General features: G+C 63.4%; 15 protein-coding genes. 7 read left to right on the top strand and 8 right to left on the bottom strand.

Annotated elements, in window-relative coordinates; all coding sequences use genetic code 11:
* The first annotated feature begins 64 nt into the window (after positions 1-64).
* Entirely contained in the window at positions 65-1,057 is a 993-nt protein-coding gene (locus P9875_RS13715) for a chemotaxis protein CheB (protein WP_278318691.1), read from the top strand.
* 48 nt (positions 1,058-1,105) lie between these two features.
* A complete protein-coding gene (locus P9875_RS13720) occupies positions 1,106-2,053 on the top strand; it encodes a cupin-like domain-containing protein (RefSeq protein WP_423221841.1) in 948 nt (315 codons plus the stop codon).
* Here the strand turns inward: P9875_RS13720 and P9875_RS13725 are convergent.
* Positions 2,050-2,961: a DMT family transporter gene (locus P9875_RS13725; protein WP_278318693.1), complete on the bottom strand. Its 912-nt coding sequence runs from the start codon at positions 2,959-2,961 to the stop codon at positions 2,050-2,052. The two genes, P9875_RS13720 and P9875_RS13725, sit on opposite strands and share 4 nt — an antisense overlap.
* Before the next feature lie 51 nt (positions 2,962-3,012).
* On the opposite strand from P9875_RS13725, the gene P9875_RS13730 reads away from it, so the two are divergent.
* Complete coding sequence (locus P9875_RS13730) at positions 3,013-3,570, top strand: helix-turn-helix domain-containing protein (RefSeq protein WP_278318694.1); 558 nt, start codon at positions 3,013-3,015, stop codon at positions 3,568-3,570.
* Between the two features lie 16 nt (positions 3,571-3,586).
* Positions 3,587-4,513 (top strand): ADP-ribosylglycohydrolase family protein, encoded by a 927-nt coding sequence (locus P9875_RS13735; protein ID WP_278318695.1) that lies wholly within the window; start codon positions 3,587-3,589, stop codon positions 4,511-4,513.
* A gap of 29 nt (positions 4,514-4,542) precedes the next feature.
* On the opposite strand, the gene P9875_RS13740 is transcribed toward P9875_RS13735, so the two are convergent.
* The 3 genes from P9875_RS13740 to trpS form a co-directional block, all read right to left on the bottom strand.
* Positions 4,543-5,784: a voltage-gated chloride channel family protein gene (locus P9875_RS13740; protein WP_278318696.1), complete on the bottom strand. Its 1,242-nt coding sequence runs from the start codon at positions 5,782-5,784 to the stop codon at positions 4,543-4,545.
* A 36-nt stretch (positions 5,785-5,820) separates the two neighbouring features.
* The gene (locus tag P9875_RS13745) at positions 5,821-7,410 is read right to left on the bottom strand and encodes a pyridoxal-dependent decarboxylase (RefSeq protein ID WP_278318697.1); all 1,590 of its coding nucleotides are present in this window, start codon (positions 7,408-7,410) and stop codon (positions 5,821-5,823) included.
* A 119-nt stretch (positions 7,411-7,529) separates the two neighbouring features.
* On the bottom strand, positions 7,530-8,606 hold the full coding sequence (gene trpS / locus P9875_RS13750; RefSeq protein ID WP_200880242.1) for a tryptophan--tRNA ligase: 1,077 nt from the start codon (positions 8,604-8,606) through the stop codon (positions 7,530-7,532).
* Positions 8,607-8,923: 317 nt separating this feature from the next.
* Here trpS and P9875_RS13755 point away from each other — a divergent pair, with 317 nt between their 5' ends.
* Positions 8,924-10,876, top strand: a complete 1,953-nt coding sequence (locus tag P9875_RS13755) for a CocE/NonD family hydrolase (protein ID WP_278318698.1) — start codon at positions 8,924-8,926, stop codon at positions 10,874-10,876.
* Here the strand turns inward: P9875_RS13755 and P9875_RS13760 are convergent.
* From P9875_RS13760 to P9875_RS13775, 4 genes are all read right to left on the bottom strand, one after another.
* Positions 10,873-11,730 carry a DMT family transporter gene (locus P9875_RS13760; protein WP_278318699.1) on the bottom strand — a complete coding sequence of 286 codons (858 nt, stop codon included), beginning with the start codon at positions 11,728-11,730 and terminating at the stop codon, positions 10,873-10,875. The two genes, P9875_RS13755 and P9875_RS13760, sit on opposite strands and share 4 nt — an antisense overlap.
* A gap of 7 nt (positions 11,731-11,737) precedes the next feature.
* Positions 11,738-12,559 carry a substrate-binding periplasmic protein gene (locus tag P9875_RS13765; RefSeq protein ID WP_176388783.1) on the bottom strand — a complete coding sequence of 274 codons (822 nt, stop codon included), beginning with the start codon at positions 12,557-12,559 and terminating at the stop codon, positions 11,738-11,740.
* A 100-nt stretch (positions 12,560-12,659) separates the two neighbouring features.
* A complete protein-coding gene (locus tag P9875_RS13770; protein ID WP_278318700.1) occupies positions 12,660-13,940 on the bottom strand; it encodes a TCR/Tet family MFS transporter in 1,281 nt (426 codons plus the stop codon).
* A 79-nt stretch (positions 13,941-14,019) separates the two neighbouring features.
* Positions 14,020-14,709: an HD domain-containing protein gene (locus P9875_RS13775; protein ID WP_278318701.1), complete on the bottom strand. Its 690-nt coding sequence runs from the start codon at positions 14,707-14,709 to the stop codon at positions 14,020-14,022.
* Positions 14,710-15,002: 293 nt separating this feature from the next.
* Between P9875_RS13775 and P9875_RS13780 the strand changes: the two genes are divergently transcribed.
* Positions 15,003-15,494, top strand: coding sequence for a chemotaxis protein CheW (locus tag P9875_RS13780; RefSeq protein WP_035818113.1), 492 nt, complete (start codon positions 15,003-15,005; stop codon positions 15,492-15,494).
* Between the two features lie 230 nt (positions 15,495-15,724).
* Entirely contained in the window at positions 15,725-17,353 is a 1,629-nt protein-coding gene (locus tag P9875_RS13785) for a methyl-accepting chemotaxis protein (protein WP_219310566.1), read from the top strand.
* Positions 17,354-17,414: the final 61 nt, after the last annotated feature.

The raw sequence follows: 17,414 nt of genomic DNA on the forward strand, positions 1-17,414 counted from the left end.
CGCACGGAATCGTGTCACGAGGCGCGGCAAAATAGTTCAGTGATCCAGGCGCGAAAGGGCTGGCATGGAAACGCTGATCGTCATGGGGGCCTCGGTGGGCGGCGTGAGCGCACTGTCCACCATCTTTGCCGCCTTGCCGGCGAATTTTCCCGCGGCAATCCTGGCCGTCATGCACGTAGGCGCGCGCAACAGCGTATTGCACGAGATCCTAGGCAAAACCTCCGCTTTGCCCGTGCGCTTTGCCGAAGAGCGCGAACCCGTGCGCGCCGGGCGCATCCTGCTGGCGCCGCCGGACCGGCACATGCTTGTTGCCAACCTGGCCGGCCAGGCGACGGTCGAGCTGACCCGGGGACCGAAGGAAAACCATACGCGTCCCGCCATCGACCCCCTGTTTCGCAGTGCGGCCGCCGCTTTCGGCCCGAAGGTGGTGGGCGTGGTACTCAGCGGCTACCTCGACGATGGCACGGCGGGTTTGCAGGCCATCAAGGCCTGCGGCGGCAGGGCGCTGGTGCAGGAGCCGCAGGACGCGGTGGCGCCGTCAATGCCGCAAAGCGCGATCGACTATGCCGAAGTGGACTGGCGTCTGCCGGCCGCCGAGATCGGGCCGGCCCTGCTGGCGCTGGCCAACGGCAACTTGGCGCCGGCCAGCGCCGCGCAGTCCTTGCCGCCCGCGCCCCCGTGGATCACCGTGGAAAACCGTTTTGCCCGGGGAGTGGGGAATATGGACCAACTGGAAAAAATTGCCACGCCATCGACTTTCACCTGTCCCGAATGCCAGGGCACCCTGTGGGAGCTGCATGGCCAGAAGCCGCAGCGTTTTCGCTGCCATACGGGCCACAGTTTCACGGCGCAGATGCTCGGTGAGTTGCAGCATGACAAGGCGGAAGACGCCATCTGGGCCGCCGTCAGGGCGCTGCAGGAAAAAGAAAAACTCTACCTGAACCTGGCTGCCAAGGCCCAGGCCTGGCTGCATCCGGGCACGGCCAGCGAGTATGCCGCCAAGGCGCGGCAGGCGGGCGAGCAGGCCGATGTGCTGAAACGGGCCCTGCTGGCTTAAAATAGCGCACTGTCGCGCCATGCCGCGCCCTGATCGCAAAGAAGGTTTATGTCTGCAGAAAAAAATGCGCCGCTCCCGCTTGCGGCAGTCCCCATGTTGCCACGCGCGCTGCCGCCCAGGCCGCCAGCCGAATTCAGTTCTGCCGCCACAGCCCTTGCGCACAAGCAAGCGCGTGAAGAGAAGGATGCGCAGGTGCGCGGCGTCACGTCCATCGATGCCATGCGTGTCGCCATCAGACAGGCGGCGCGTGACTTGCCGGCCATCACCGCCGTGCCATGCCTGGGCATGCTGGACGCCGCCGCCTTCCGCGCGCGTGCCGCGCTGGGCTTGCCATTTTTGATGCGCGGGCTGGTGCAACGCTGGCCCTTATCCCAGCTGGCGCCCGAAGTCTTGCGCGAGCAGTTCAGCCACGTGCCCGTGCGGGCGCGGGTGGGCGACTACATCAACACGGCCTTCGCGGCCGACCGCGCCATGCAGGATATGTCGATGGGGCAATACCTGGATCTGGTGGACGAGGGCGCGCATGCGCTGCCGCCGTACCTGGGCAACCTGGAATTGCGCGAACTGAACCGCCTGTGCCACTGGCCCACGTATTTCGACAAGATGGGCCCGCCGCGCTTCTGGGTCGGGCCGGCAGGCACTGTCACGCCCTTGCATTGCGATTACGATGACAATATCTTCGCGCAAGTGTGGGGCCGCAAGCGCATCTTTTTATCGCCGCCGCACCATGACGCTTTTCTGTATCCCAGCGAAGCGAACGCCATCCTGTTCGGTTCGCCCTTCGATCCGGAAGCGCCCGATTTCCAGCGCTTTCCGCTGGCGCGCCAGGCCAGCATGATCGAGTGCCTCGTCGAGCCGGGCGACATGCTGTACGTGCCCGCCGGCTGGTACCACCAGGTGCGGGCGCTGACGTTTTCCCTGTCGTCGAACCGCTGGGCCAGGGCCGTGCCGCTGGCCTTGCACGGCGGGGCGGAGTTGCGGCGTACCGAGGCTTAATCTGATGACACGATGGCCTTGCCATCGGCGCGCAAACGCCGGGGCCGCCACTCGCTGAGGATGCCCGCAGCGATGATCAATATCGCGCCCACGATGGCCAGGGCCGGCAGGCGCTCGCCGGCAATGCGGCCGATGACGCCAGCCCACACCGGTTCGCCCGCATAGATCAAGGTGGCCTTGGTGGCGGAAATGCGCTTTTGCGCCCAGTTCATCACATACTGGATCAGTGCGCTGGCGCAGCCCAGCGCCAGCACGCTGAGGATGAAAGTCTTGCCGAGTACTGGCGGCGCTTCGCCCATGACGGGCATCAGCAGCAGGGCGATCAAGGATGCCGTGGCCAGTTGCACGATGGTCACGCGCAGGATGTTCAGTTGCGGCGAGACGCGGCTGATCAGGATGATTTCCAGGGCAATGGCGATGGCGCCCACGGCCGTGATCAGCTCGCCCTTGCCGAAACCCATGCTCAAGCCATCCGTGCCCGTGAGCAGCAATAACCCCACGAAGGCCAGCACGACGGCCGCCCACACGGCAGGGTGGGGCCGCTGCTTGAAGACCAGCCATTGCACCAGCGGCACGATGGGCACGTAGAAGGCTGTGATGAAGGCCGATTTGCTGCTCGTGATATGCATCAAGCCATAGGTTTGCAGCGCGTAGCCGCCAAAGATGCTCACGCCGATGGCCATGCCGGTGACTAACTCCGCCTTCGTCAAGTGGCGCAGCTGGCCCCGGCAAATCAGGGCGCCGATGCCCGCGGCCACGGCAAAGCGGGCGGCCACGAAGGCCAGGGGACCGCTGACCGTCACGGCATGTTGCACGACGAGAAACGTGCCGCCCCAGATGAAGGTAATGGCGATCAGGGCCAGTTCGGGCAGACCAATGGCGGGTGGGGGACTTGCGTGTGTTTTCATGGGAGGCTATGCTATGAGCAAAATATTTCCCATCATAATAGGAGCAATATATTGCGCAGTCAAGCCGAGGCCGGTGGCGTGCTGGCACACCTGGCCACCAATCTGCGGCGCTTGCGCCTTGCCGCCGGCCTCAGCCAGGAAGAGCTGGCGCGCCAGTCGGGCCTGAGCCGGCGCATGGTCAATGGCGTCGAGGCGGGCAGCACCAACATCAGCCTGGCCAACCTCGACCGTGTGGCGGCCGCCTTGAACGTGGCCTTTGTCGACCTGGTCCAGCCGCCGCAGCAAGCGCAGGCCAGCCTGCGCGTGCTGATGTGGCAAAGCGCCACGCAGGCCAGCCAGGCCGTGCTGCTGGGCGCGGCGCCCGCCAGCCGCCAGGTGGAACTGTGGTCGTGGACCCTGGCGCCTGGCGAGCGCTACGATGCGCAAGCCGACCCGGCCGGCTTCAGCGAAATGCTCTACGTGCTCGAAGGCGAGTTGCAGCTCGTGCTGGCGGCGGAAACCAGGCAACTGGCCACGGGCGATTTTTTTGTCTTCAGCAGCGCGCAAGCGTATGCCTACGTGAATGCGGGTGCATCCACCTTGCGCTTTACGCGCAATGTGGCCAGCTAGGAACCAAGGGAGAATCATGATGACTTCAACTATATACCAGCCGACTTTGCATGACCGTTATCTGGGCGCCATGCTGGGACTTGCCTGTGGCGATGCCGTCGGCACGACCGTGGAGTTTTCCCCGCGCGGCAGTTTTGCGCCCGTGACGGACATGACGGGCGGCGGCCCATTCGGCCTGCAGCCGGGACAGTGGACGGACGATACCTCGATGGCGCTGTGCCTGGCCGAGAGTCTGGTATTGAAAGGGGCGTTCGATCCGGCGGACCAGATGGTGCGGTATTTGAACTGGTGGCAATGGGGTTACCTGAGTTCCACCGGCACCTGCTTCGATATCGGCGGAACGGTAAGGGACGCGCTGGCCAGTTTCCAGGAAACGGGCAACCCCTGGAGTGGTTCCACCGCGCCTGACACGGCGGGCAATGGCTCGCTCATGCGCCTGGTCCCGGTCGTGCTGTTTGCCTATCCGGATGTGGCGGCAGCCGTGGCCTGCGCCGCCGACAGTTCCCGCACCACTCACGCCGCGGCGGAAGCGGTCGAAAGCTGCCAGCTGTTTGCCGCCTTGCTGTGCGGCGCGCTGGCGGGCACGGCGAAGGAAGCGTTGATGGGCAGCATCGCGTACCGGCCTGCCGAACCGAAGCTGAGAGAGCTGGCAAGCGGCAGTTTCATTGGCAAAACGGAGCAGCAGATACGCGGCACCGGCTATTGCGTGGAATCGCTGGAAGCGGCGCTCTGGTGCTTCTTCAATACGGATTCACTGGAAGAGGCCGTATTACGCGCCGTCAACCTGGGCGAGGATGCCGATACAACCGGCGCCATCGTCGGCCAGCTTGCCGGCGCCTATTATGGCGCCCAGGCAATTCCTGCGCGCTGGATGGAAATGCTGGCCATGCGCGGAGATATCGAAGAGCTGGCGGACAATTTGTTCGAGCGGGCGCGGGGCTAAGAAGCCGTCGTTGTCGTAAATATGCTGTGTCATATGCCGCGATCCTTGTGCTCTGTGCGCTTGGCGTGGCCACGCCGCTGCGCCCGGTATATCCCCGCGTGGCCGGAAAACAGGTAGGCCACGACGCAGGCGATGGCCGCGTACACGCCGATTTCGGCGCCGAACAGTTCCATCGCCATCAGGGTCGAGGCGATCGGCGTGTTGGCCGCGCCCGCAAAGACGGCGACAAAACCGATGGCGGCCAGCAGGGTGGCGGGCTGGTGCAGCAGCGGGCCCAGCGCATTGCCCAGGGTCGCCCCGATAAAGAACAATGGCGTCACTTCGCCGCCCTTGAAGCCCGTGCCCAGCGAAACGATGGTAAACGCCATCTTGCCAAGGAAATCCCAGGCGGGCAGCGGTTCCTTCAGCGCGTCGACGATGGTGGGAATGCCCAGGCCGATGTAGCGATCCGTGCCGATCAGCCATACGGCGGCGGCGATGATCACGCCGCCGGCCAGCGGACGCAGCGGGGCGTAGGCGATCCAGCGTTTCATCAGGCCGCTCAAGCCGTGCGTGGCTTGCGCGAATACTTTGCCCGTCACGCCGAACAGCACGCCAGCGATCACCATCGCGCACAAGGTCCAGGCGGAGAGGGCGGGGATCAAGGGCACGGCGTAATGCGTATGGTGGACTCCCCACAGCAAACCCACCTGGTCGGCGATGACGGCAGCGGCCAGGCAGGGCAGCATGGCTTCATAGCGCAGGCGACCGATGGCCAATACTTCCAGGCCAAAGAGGGCGCCTGCCAATGGCGTGCCGAAGACGGAGGCAAAGCCGGCGCTGATGCCGGCCATCAGGATGATACGGCGGTCTTCGTTGTTCAGGCGGAACAGGCGCGTGAGCTGGTCGGCCAGCGCGCCGCCCATCTGCACGGCCGTGCCCTCGCGTCCGACGGAGGCGCCGAACAGATGCGAGATGACGGTGCCGCCCAGCACCAGCGGCGCCATGCGCAAGGGGATGATTTTTTTCGGGTCGTGGATTTCATCGATGAGCAGGTTGGCGCCGCCTTCGACACTGCGGCCATAGCGCAGATACAGCCAGCCTACGGCAAAGCCCGCCACGGGCAGCAGCCAGATCAGCCACGCGTGCGCCATCCGCGTGCGCGTGGCCCAGTCCAGGGCGAACAGGAAGAAGGCCGAGGCCGATCCCGCCAGCACGGCCACGACCAAGGCCAGTAGCAGCCATTTCAACAGATGCTTTAACAGATCGGTGAGGGCGCTAAGACGCTGCATTGTTCATCCAGTTAAGGCTGATGGGTGGGGGATTCCTTACAGGCCCAATTCCGCCACCAGCGCCTGGCCGATGGCGCGCTGTTCGGCCAAAATGGCGCGCAAGTGGTGGGGGCGCGTCTTGACGTTGGTCATGACCACGCGCAGCACATTGGTCGGGCCGGGGTAGCGCGTCGATTCGAGTACCGTGCGCGACACGAAGCTGTGGCCTTGCGCCTTTTGCCGGTTCTGCAGCTTGGCGTTCAAGGTGTTGAGTTGCTTGTTCAGTTCGCTCGCCGCCTCCACGTCGCCGCTGGCCAGCAAGCTTTCCATGCGCTGGCGCAAGTGCGCGGGCACGTAGCGGTAGGTGAGAATGAAGGTGTCCGAGCGCGTGACCAGTTCGAAATCCTGCTGGTCGGCCAATAAATCCTGCAACTGGCCGGACAGGGTGGCCGCCTGCTGCAGCAAGGTCGTGTAGCCGGACACGCCGAGCACCTTGAACGAGGTCCACAGTTTCAAGGCGTCGAAGCGGCGCGAACCTTCCAGCGAGGTCTGGCCCAGGTCACCCGAGTTGTCGCGCAAGATGTAGTTGGCGTTGTGTTTGAGCAGGTTCAGGCTGGCGCTGTCCTTGAACAGCACCATGCTTTGCGCCATCGGCACCCACAGCAATTTATGCCCGTCGATGACGACGGAGTCGGCCAGGGCAATGCCGTCGTACAGTGCGCGGTACCGTTCGGCGATCAAGAGCGCGCCGCCCCAGGCCGCATCCACGTGGAACCAGATGTTTTCCCGTGCGGCAATCGCCGCCATGGCGGCCAGCGGGTCGATGGCGCCCGTTTCCGTCGTGCCGGCGATACCGATCATGGCGACGACCTTGATTTTGCGCAATTTCAAGTCGGCAATGGTTGCTTCCAGCGCGGCGACGTCGATGCGGTTGTCGCGGTCGACGGCCACCAGATGCAAGGCGTTTTCACCGAGCCCCAGGGTCGCCAGCGCCTTTTTCACGGAGTAATGGCTGCGGGCCGAACCGATCACGGCCAGTCCCGCGTAACCGGATTCCTGCATGGCGGCAAACAAACCGCGCTTGCGGGTGCCGGGCAATTGCTGTTCCAGCGCCACGGCCAGGGCCGTCAGGTTGCCCATGGTGCCGCCATTGACGACATTGCCCAGCGCGCCGCTGGTGGCGGCCATGGCCTGTGTGTAGACGGCGTCCGGTTGCTGGTACACCTGGCGGTGCAGCCAGCCGAGGATCTGCTTTTCGATCAGGGTCGACACGTACGCCGTCTCGATCTTGACCTGGTTCTGGTTCAGGGTGGCCGTAAACGCTTCGGCCAGCACGCTGATCCACGGCAAGGCCTGCGTCATGTGGCCGATGTATTGCGGGTGGTTCAGCTGGGCCGTATTGGCCAGCACGGTGGTGTCGAGTTCTTGCAGGAATTGCGCCACGGGCATGCCGTGCGCGGGCAGGCTGGTGTCGGACAGTTGCGTCAGCAGTTCCGCATACGGCGTGTGCGGATAGGCCGTGTCGCGTTCGGCGGCCAGCCAGCCGCCCAGCATGCCCAGCGCCTGCCGCAGGGGCGCGGGCGAGCGTTGCAGCGCATCGATGGAAAAATGCTGCTGCAGCAGCTGTTCGATAGGGGTATCGGTCATGGCGCGTTGTCTTCTCTACGGATTGCTGGTGCCACGGTGACAAACGAATTGCGCCCAGGCGAAAGCGGGATTTTACCCGACTCCGCCTGAGCGCATCAGTTTGCCATTACTGCTATTGATCAGAAGTAGTTGAGACCCAGCGCCGACTTGACTTCATCGGCCGTGCGGGCCGCCACTTCGCGTGCCTTGAACGTGCCTTCCTTGAGCATCTGGATGACTTGCCCCTTGTCCTTGGCGAACTCTTCGCGGCGGGCGCGGATCGGCGCCAGCATTTCCTGCAAGACCACGTCCAGGCGCTTCTTGACGATGCTGTCGCCCAGGCCGCCACGCACGTAATGGGCTTTCATTTCGGCCAGCGCCGCTTTTTCAGGGTCAAACGCGTCCAGGTAGGTAAAGGCGATATTGCCTTCCAGGTGGCCCGGATCTTCCACGCGCAGGTGCAGCGGATCGGTATAGACTTTTTTCACGGCGGCCGTGATTTCGGCCGAGGTCGCGCCCAGGTTGATGGTGTTGCCCAGCGACTTGCTCATCTTCGCCTTGCCGTCGATGCCGGGCAGGCGGCCGATGTCCGGCACCAGCGCCTTGCATTCCATCAATACTTCGCGGTTGTACATGCGGTTGAAGCGGCGCACGATTTCATTCGTTTGCTCGATCATCGGGATCTGGTCTTCGCCCACGGGCACCACGCCCGCCTTGAAGGCCGTGATGTCGGCCGCCTGGCTGGCAGGGTAGGTCAGGAAGCCGGCTGGAATGTCGCGCTCGAAGCCGCGCAGGCGGATTTCTTCCTTGACGGTAGGGTTGCGCTCGAGGCGCGCCACGGTGACGATGTTCAGGTAGTAAAAGGTCAGCTCGGCCAGTTCCGGGATCTGCGACTGGATGAAGACCGTGGTTTTCGCCGGGTCGATGCCGACGGCCAGGTAATCGAGCGCCACTTCGACGACGTTACGGTGCACCTTGTCGATGTCATCCATATTGTCCGTCAGTGCTTGCGCGTCGGCCAGCATGATGAATTGCTTGTAGCTGTTCTGGTAGCGGACCCTGTCGCGCAGGCTGCCCACGTAGTGACCCAGGTGCAAGGGACCGGTCGGGCGGTCGCCCGTCAGGATCACGGATTGCGAAGCGATGGCGGCAGGGGACAGCGGCGCTGCCGGTGCGTCGTTCTGGTCTTGGGTATCGGGGGTATTAGGCAAGCTCATCAAGTTTCCTTTTGAGCCGCCTGCATCGGGGATGATCCAGGCTGAGCCTGTTACGCCACCGATCGAGGCGGCGTGGATCAGATTCACATCACTATGCAGTGGCCGCGCGAAAGTGAGCGGGACCACCAATTCAAGCAGGCGTGTTGTGAAGGGATAAATTTCATGGCGTTATGGTTGCAGTTCGCACGCGTTCTGTCAAGTTTGCGCCCCGATTTCTCTGCTGCGCCGCGTCAGAGGCTTGCCTTATGCAAAACTTGCTTTCCGGGTACTATTGCCGTTCGGCCACTTTTGCGTGGCATGAATCATTGGAGAACAGTATGCACGTGTCGTCCCCCGTCCGGCTCACCGGCCTGGCCTTGATTGTAAGTTCCCTGTTTGCCGCGCCCGTGCTGGCGCAAACGCCGAAAACGCCGCCCATGACGCCCGATATCGGCGCCAAACTGGTGATGCCGGACCTGAACGACTACGTCAAGCGGGTGGTGATGATCCCCATGCGCGACGGCGTCAAGCTGTACACGGTGATCGTCGTGCCGAAAGGCGCGCAAAAAGCGCCGATCATGCTCACGCGCACGCCGTACAACGCAGCCCGCCGCGCCCAGCGCGCCGCCAGCCCCAGCATGCTGGTCACCTTGCCGCTGGGCGACGATACCCTGGTGGAAAACGGCTACATCCGCGTGTTCCAGGACGTGCGCGGCAAGCATGGCTCGGAAGGCGATTACGTGATGACGCGGCCCGTGCGCGGCCCGCTGAACAATACCAAGGTCGATAATGTGACCGATGCGTGGGACACCATAGACTGGCTGGTGAAAAACGTGCCGGAAACGAATGGCAAAGTGGGCATGCTCGGTTCCTCGTACGAGGGACACACGGTGCTGATGGCCCTGGTCGACCCGCATCCGGCCCTGAAGGTGGCCGTGCCCATGAGCGCCATGGTCGACGGCTGGCGCGGCGACGACTGGTTTCATAATGGCGCCTTCCGCATGCCCAGCCTGTCGTACATCGCGGGCCAGACGAGCGTGCGCGGCAGCGGCGAATCGCCGGCGCTCGGTGTCTACGACGATTACGAGGCGTATCTGCGCATCGGTTCGGCCGGTGATTACGCGAAGAAATTCGGCATCGACAAGCTGACCTACACGAAAAAGCTGTTCGAACACCCGGCTTACGACAGTTACTGGCAGGAACAGGCGCTCGACAAGATACTCGCCAAGCGTCAGCTGATCGTGCCCACCATGCACGTGGTAGGACAGTGGGACCAGGAAGACATCTATGGCCCCTACGCCACCTACTGGGCGATGGAAGGGCGTGACACGCGCAACAACCTCAATTACCTGGCCATCGGCCCGTGGCGCCACAGCGGCGTCAATTATGACGGCTCCAGTCTGGGCGCCCTGAAGTTTGACGGCGATACGGCGCGCCAGTTCCGTGAAAAAGTCATGCAGCCATTCCTCAATCAATATCTGAAGGATGGCGCGCCGGAAGCGAACACGGCGCCCGTCGTGTCGTACCAGAGCGGCACCAACCAGTGGCAGCGCCTGCAGCAGTGGCCGCTGGCCTGCGAGACGTGTGATATCAAGCTGACGCCAATCTATCTGCAGGATGGCTACAAGCTGGGCTTTGCGGCGTCATCGGCCACAGCCGATGCAGCCAGCGGCGCGTTCGATGAATACGTGGCCGATCCCGCGAAACCCGTGCCGTTCGTGCCCCGTCCCGTGCGCCTGAACGATGGCGACGTGTGGAAGCCATGGCTGGTCAGCGACCAGCGTGGCTATGCGGACCGCACGGACGTGCTCAGCTATGTTTCCGAACCGTTGAAGACGGCCGTGCGCATCGCCGGCGCGCCGATGGTCAACCTGTTCGCCGCCACCAGCGGCACGGATGCCGACTGGGTGGTAAAACTGATCGACGTGTATCCGGATGAAGTACCGTCGCAGCCGGCCATGGGTGGCTACCAGCTGGGCGTGGCGATGGACATCTTCCGCGGGCGCTACCGGGACAGCCTCGAACACCCGACGGCGATTCCTGCCGGTAAGGTCGAGCGCTACCGTTTCGCCTTGCCGAACGCGAATCACGTCTTCCTGCCCGGCCACCGCATCGCCGTGCAAGTGCAGTCGAGCTGGTTCCCCCTGTACGACCGCAATCCGCAAACCTTCGTGCCGAATATCTTCCTGGCCCAGCCAGGCGATTATAAAAAGGCGACGCAGCGCGTGTACCACGCGGCAGGCGCTGCCAGTGCCATCGAGTTGCCGATAGCGCCGCTCGACGCGCGCTAGCCCATGCGCATGAGGATGGCGCCCGCCGCGATCAGGCCGATGGCCAGGTAGCGGCGGGGGCTGATTTTTTCGCGCAGGAACAGCGCCGCAATGGCGATGGCGAACAGGATCGACGTTTCGCGCAGGGCCGCGATGGCGGCCACGGGCGCCTGTGTCATGGCCCACAGGGCCAGGCCATACGACGCCAGGGTACCGAAACCGCCAAAGGCGGCCAAACGCCATTGCGTTTGCGCATAGGCAAGCAAGTCGGCGGGGCGGCGCAACGCCGTCCACAGCAGCAGTCCGCTGCCGTTCAAGACAAAAATCCACATCGTGTAGGCGGCCGGCGCGCCTGACAGGCGCACGCCGATGCCGTCGATCAGGGTATAGCTGGCGATGACGCAGGCGTTGCCCAGCGCAAAGGCGGTGGCGCGGCCCGTGCTTTTCGGTGCCTTGCCGATGGCGGGCAGGCGCGCGGCAAGATACAGGCCGAGGATGCCCGCGCAGATGCAGGCGACGGCGCCCATCTGCATGGGAGACAGGCGCTCGCCGATCAGCGGCCAGCTGGCCAGCGCCACGAGCAATGGCGCGCTGCCGCGCATCAAGGGGTAGGCATGGCTCATGTCGCCCGCCTTGTAGGCGGCCGCCAGCAGCGAGTAATACGCCAGCTGCGCCACGGCCGAGGCAGCCAGGTAAGGCCAGCTGGCAGGAGCGGGAGGGTTGACGAAAGGCAGGATGGCCAGCGAAATCAGGGCCGCGCCCACGGAGACGAGCACCGTGCTGAGAAAGGTATCCTTGCCCGACTTGACGATGGCGTTCCAGCTGGCGTGCAGCAGGGCGGCAAACAGGACGACGGCGACGACCAGACCGGACATGCAGGCCTTAGCGGGGGCGTATGCTGAGCGACAACAGTTCCTGGCGGTGATGGCGCTGGAAGCCTTCCATCACGGAACCGGAGCGGCCCGCCTTGTCCAGCAGTTCGCGCAGGGTGGCCTGGTCTTCCGGCGTGAGGGACTTGCGCGACAGGTAGACGCCGCTCATGCCCCAGGGCAGTTCCGGCAGCGCTTCCAGGCGCAAGCGGTCGGCCAGGCCATATACGCGCGCATCGTTCTGCGCCACGCCGGCGAGGATGGTGGGGCTCATGATGGTGGCATCGATGAAGCCGCTTTGCATCAGGCGCGCCACGGACAGCGCGTCGACTTCATAAAACAGGCGGCCCTGGCTGCTCAGTTCCTTCGCCAGCGCCTGGTACGGTGCGCCATAGTCGTAGCCGCGCACCAGCGCCACGCGCAATTCGCGCCGCTCGATCAGTTCCTGCATGGTGTTGATGGGCGCGCGCGCGCCCTGCAGCGAGATCAGCAGGGGGCGGCTGCCCAGCATGGGAATGAACAGGCCATGCTGGTCGCGCCGCAAGGTGCTGCTGGCCGGGATCAGCATATCGGCCTTGCCCGTCTCGAACATCGCTTCCAGGCGCGCGCGGGGCACGGCCGTGAAGATGAAATTGCAGCCGAGTTTGGCGCCCATGCTGCGCAGCAAGTCGGGATAGATGCCGCCGATCGTGGCGCCATTGACCACCACGCTGGCGCCGATGGCCGAGACGGGCACCTGGATGTCGCGCGAGCATTGCGCGCCCGCCAGCGGTGGCAGCGCCAGCGCCAGCATGGCCACGGTCCGGCGCCAGGCGCTGGAATAAAAGTCAGTCATACCCATCCTTGCTCACCATCGAATGCGGGGCGTCGGCAACGCTCCGCTGATTATCCCATTCTCGCCTATTTATTTCTCAAGTGCAATATTATACCGCCGACTACTTTGTGGTGGAAACCACAAGTCTTGCCTGGCGTTGCGCCTTGAAGTAGCGCCAGGCCACCAGGATGCCCAGAATTTGCATGATGGCGCACAGGTAGAAAGTGCTGCCGATGCGCCAGTCCTGCGGCGGCAAGTGGCTCACTTCACCCAGGATCATGCTGCCGAGCAAAGGCATGATGATGATGCCCAGGCTGCTGATCGATTGCAGGGAACCCATCAGCTCTCCCTGTTCGCTGGCGTTCGATGATTTCGAGATGATGCCTTGCAGGGCGGGGCCGGCGGCAAAGGCCAGCAGGTTGCACAGGATCAGCGCATACATCATCCAGCCCTGTGTTGCCAGGCCGTACAGCAAATAGGTGAGGGCGCCCGAGGCCATGCCCAGCAGGGACAGGCGCACTTCGCCAAAGCGCTTGATGAGTATGCCCAGCAAGCCCGCCTGCACGACGGCCGCGCACAGGCCCACGCAGAACAGGGCGATGCCGTTCTGGCGCGGCGTCCAGTCGAAACGGAAATGCGTGTACAGCACCCAGGTGGTGTTGAGCATCATTTGCGCAAACGTCATCAGGCCGAAGGCCAGCACCAAGCCGCGGATTTCCACGCGGCGCACCAGCTTCAGCAGGGCGGCAAACGGGTTGATGCGCGCCAGGGTAAACGGTGCGCGCGGGCCCGGCCGCAGCGACTCGGGCACGCAGAAATAGCCGTAGATGAAATTGGCCGCCGACAGGCCCGCCGCCACGTAAAACGGCAGGCGCAGATCGATTTCGCCCAGCAGGCCGCCCAGCATGGGCCCGCAGATGAAGCCCAGGCCAAAGGCGGCGCCGATCTTGCCGAAACTCTTGGCGCGGTTGTCGGGCGTGGACACGTCGGAGGCATAGGCGGACGCGACCGACATGCTGGCCGACGAGACGCCGCCGATGACCCTGCCGATGAACAGGCAGGCCAGGTTCGGCGCCCAACCCGTGGCGAGAAAGTTGATGCCCATGCCGGCCATCGAGTACAGCAGCACGGGACGGCGTCCCACGCGGTCGCTGATGGCGCCCAGCATGGGCATGAAGATGAACTGCAGCAAACCGAAGAGGGCCGCCATGATGCCGTACCAGAACGCTTGCGCATCCTTGCCGTCGACAAAGTTGCCGATCAGGATGGGCAGCACGGGCACCACCAGGCCGATGCCCAGCATGTCGATGAAGACGCAGACGAGGATGAAATTGAGGTTGCCGGCGCTCTTTAGGGCGGGGGAGGACGGGGAATTGCTGTCGGGGCTGGTTTTATCGGACATGCATGCTTTCGGCGCGTTGGCATAGCGCCGGCGCGTGACAGGATGCTGCTGACGCGCGGCGCGATAGCTGAGGCTTGCATTATAGACAGCGGGAACCACGCTGGCTATCGCCATCCATGTCAGGGGGCATTCCCCATTCGTCGGCAAAGGCGGCGCGGAAGTCCGTCAACACGGCCAGCCGCTGTTCGGCCAGTGCGCGTCCTGCCGCCGTCTGCATCTTGCCGGGCAGCTTGTCGAGCTTGGTGACGATATGGTCGAGCGCATAGGCCTTGTCGTCGAGCGGACGCTGCTGTGCCAGCGGATCCGTGCCATGCGCCAGCGCGCTATCCATGCGCGCGGCAGTGTAAAACAGGCGCGCCAGTCCCACGGCGCCCAGCGCGTCGATGCGGTCGGCATCCTGCACGATCTGCGCTTCGATGGTGTGTGGCGGCAAGTTGGCGGAAAAACTGTGCGTCTCGATGGCGTGGGCCACGCCCGCCAATTTTTCTGCCGGGAAATCCAGTTCCGCCAACTGGCGGCAAGCCAGCGCCGCCGCCTGGCGCGAGGCCAGGTGGCGTTCGGGGTGGTTTTTTGGCAGGTTGACGAGGTCGTGCAGATAGCAGGCGGCCATCACGGTGAGGGGGTCCGCGTCCGCATGCTCTTGCAGCAGGGCACTGGCATTGCGCCAGACGCGGTGCAGGTGGTTGAGGTCGTGGGCGCTGTCATCGCCCAGGCCGGCCGTGGCCAGCGCCAGCAGGCGTGGTTGCCATTGAGAAAGCAAAGAGTGCATGGTTAAGGTCATAAAAAGCAGGGGCCGCCAGTGTGGCATAAAACGCCGCCGACTGCGGCCGGTGGTCTGCCCTTCGGCGTGCCGTATTTGCTACATAAATTGTACTTTTGAAATCATTCTTCCAGCAATTGCTCTTTTTTAGTGCATGTAGAATTTACATGGGGTAACATTGCCGCACGGAAATTAGAAGCATAAGCTAATTGCGAGAAAGTATTTGCAAAAAACATACTAGTGGCAGTCATGCCATCGTGCATGCTGGCCTGCGCCCCAGGCGAGTTAATTAAAGGATTATCATGAACACCATTTCCAGCGACACTGGCGCAACCGTTGCCAAGGCTGCCGAATACCTGGCTTTTACCCTCGGCCAGGAAGAGTATGGCATCGACATCCAGAAAGTCAGCGAAATCCGCAGCTATGAAACGCCGACCCGCATCGCCAACGCCCCCGAGTTCGTCAAGGGCGTGGTCAACCTGCGCGGCATCATCGTGCCGATCGTCGACATGCGCATCAAGTTCAACCTGGGCACGCCCAGCTATGACCAGTTCACCGTCGTCATCATCCTCAACATCGGCAACCGCGTCGTCGGCATGGTCGTCGACCGCGTCTCCGACGTCACCACGCTGATGCCGGAACAGATCAAGCCGGCGCCGGACATGGGCCGTTCGATCAATACGGAATACGTGATCGGCCTGGGCACCATCGACGAGCGCATGCTGATCCTGGTCGATATCGACCAGCTGATGTCCAGCGCCGACATGGGCTTGATCGAAAAATTAGCCGCTTAATTCTCGCCGCGGTCATTTTGACTGGATTTGTCGGAAATAATTGACTCTCGGCATTGTTTGCTTTTTCTGCAAGGCGCACGCTAGCGCATTTCCTGGCGCACGGTTCAGCCGAACCGTGCGCCAGTTTCACTTGTCACGCCAATTCGCTACAGCGGCCAGCCAGCGCCCGCCCATGAGCGAGATCGTCAGCTTGTTCTCAGGCTGACGGCAGGGCTTTTTAGGATAGTCACATGAATTTATTACGCAACGTCAGCATCGGTGTTCGCCTCGGACTCGGTTTTGCCGTGATTTTGCTGTTTTCCATGCTCATTACGGGCATCAGCGTCTGGCGCCTGCACGACGTGGCCAGCGCCACGCGCGTCATGATGGAGCAACCGCTGGCGAAGGAACGCTACATTTCCGACTGGTATGGCCGTATCGACAGCGCCGTGCGCCGCACCATCGCGATTGCCCGCAGCAGCGACACCTCGCTCAGCGGCTATTTCGCGGAAGAATCGAAAGTCTCGTCGTCCAGCTCGGCTGAACTGCAAAAGAAAATCGAGGCGCTGATCGACAAGCCGGAAGAAAAAGCCATGTTCGCGGGCTTGCTGGAACAGCGCAAGGTGTACATCAGTTCGCGCGACCAGGTCTACAAGCTGAAGGGCGAAGCGCAGGCCGACGCCGCCAATGAAGTGTTTGAAAAGACCTTCGTGCCGGCCGCCGCCAAGTACCAGAAGATGGTGCAGGACTTGCTGGAACACCAGCGCGCCAGCATCGACACGACGGCGCGCGAAATCGACGGCGTCGCCAATACCAGCCGCAACCTGATGCTGGTGCTGGCCGCGCTGGCGCTGGGCTTCGGCGTCGTGTGCGCCTGGGTCTTGACGATGGGCATCGTGCGTCCCTTGCGCACGGCCGTGGACATCGCCCGCAAGGTGGCCGATGGCGACTTGACGGCGCAGATCGACGCCAGCGCCAAGGATGAAACGGGCCAACTTTTGCTGGCCCTGAAGGACATGAACACGAGCCTGCTCAACATCGTGGGCGAAGTGCGCAGCGGCACGGACAGCATCGCCACATCCTCGACGCAAATCGCCGCCGGCAACCAGGACCTGTCTTCCCGCACGGAAGAGCAGGCCGGTTCCCTGGAGGAGACGGCGTCATCGATGGAAGAACTGACCAGCACCGTGAAACAGAATGCGGACAATGCGCGCCAGGCGAATCAATTGGCGGCCTCGGCGGCGCAAGTGGCTGTCAAGGGCGGCGAAGTCGTGGCGCAGGTGGTCGGCACGATGGAATCGATCAATGCGTCGTCGAACAAGATCGTCGACATCATTTCCGTCATCGACGGCATCGCTTTCCAGACGAATATCCTGGCCTTGAACGCGGCCGTGGAAGCTGCACGCGCCGGTGAACAGGGACGTGGTTTTGCCGTCGTGGCGTCCGAAGTGCGCAATCTGGCCCAGCGTTCCGCTTCGGCCGCGAAAGAGATCAAGACCCTGATCGGCGCGTCCGTGGAGCAAGTCAACGCGGGCAGCATGCTGGTGGCGCAAGCTGGTTCGACCATGACCGACATCGTCGACAGCGTGCAGCGCGTGAGCGACATCATCACGGAAATCACGGCAGCCAGCAGCGAGCAAAGCGTGGGCATCGACGAGATCAACCGCGCCATCGGCCAGATGGACGCCGTGACGCAGCAAAACGCGGCCCTGGTGGAAGAATCGGCTGCTGCCGCCGAATCGATGCAGCACCAGGCGCATAACCTGGCGCAGGTCGTCAGCGTCTTCAAGCTCAACGGCCAGCAGGCCGGCGCCAGTGCTGCCAAGACGCCAAAACGCCCGGCAGCGCCGCAAACCGCCTTGCGCATCGGCACACGCTGATCGCGCCGCGGCCGCCCCGTGCAGCCGCAACCCCTTTTATATAGTCTGGTTCCGCTTTTTT

The sequence above is a fragment of the Janthinobacterium rivuli genome (assembly GCF_029690045.1).
Taxonomy (GTDB): domain Bacteria; phylum Pseudomonadota; class Gammaproteobacteria; order Burkholderiales; family Burkholderiaceae_D; genus Janthinobacterium; species Janthinobacterium rivuli.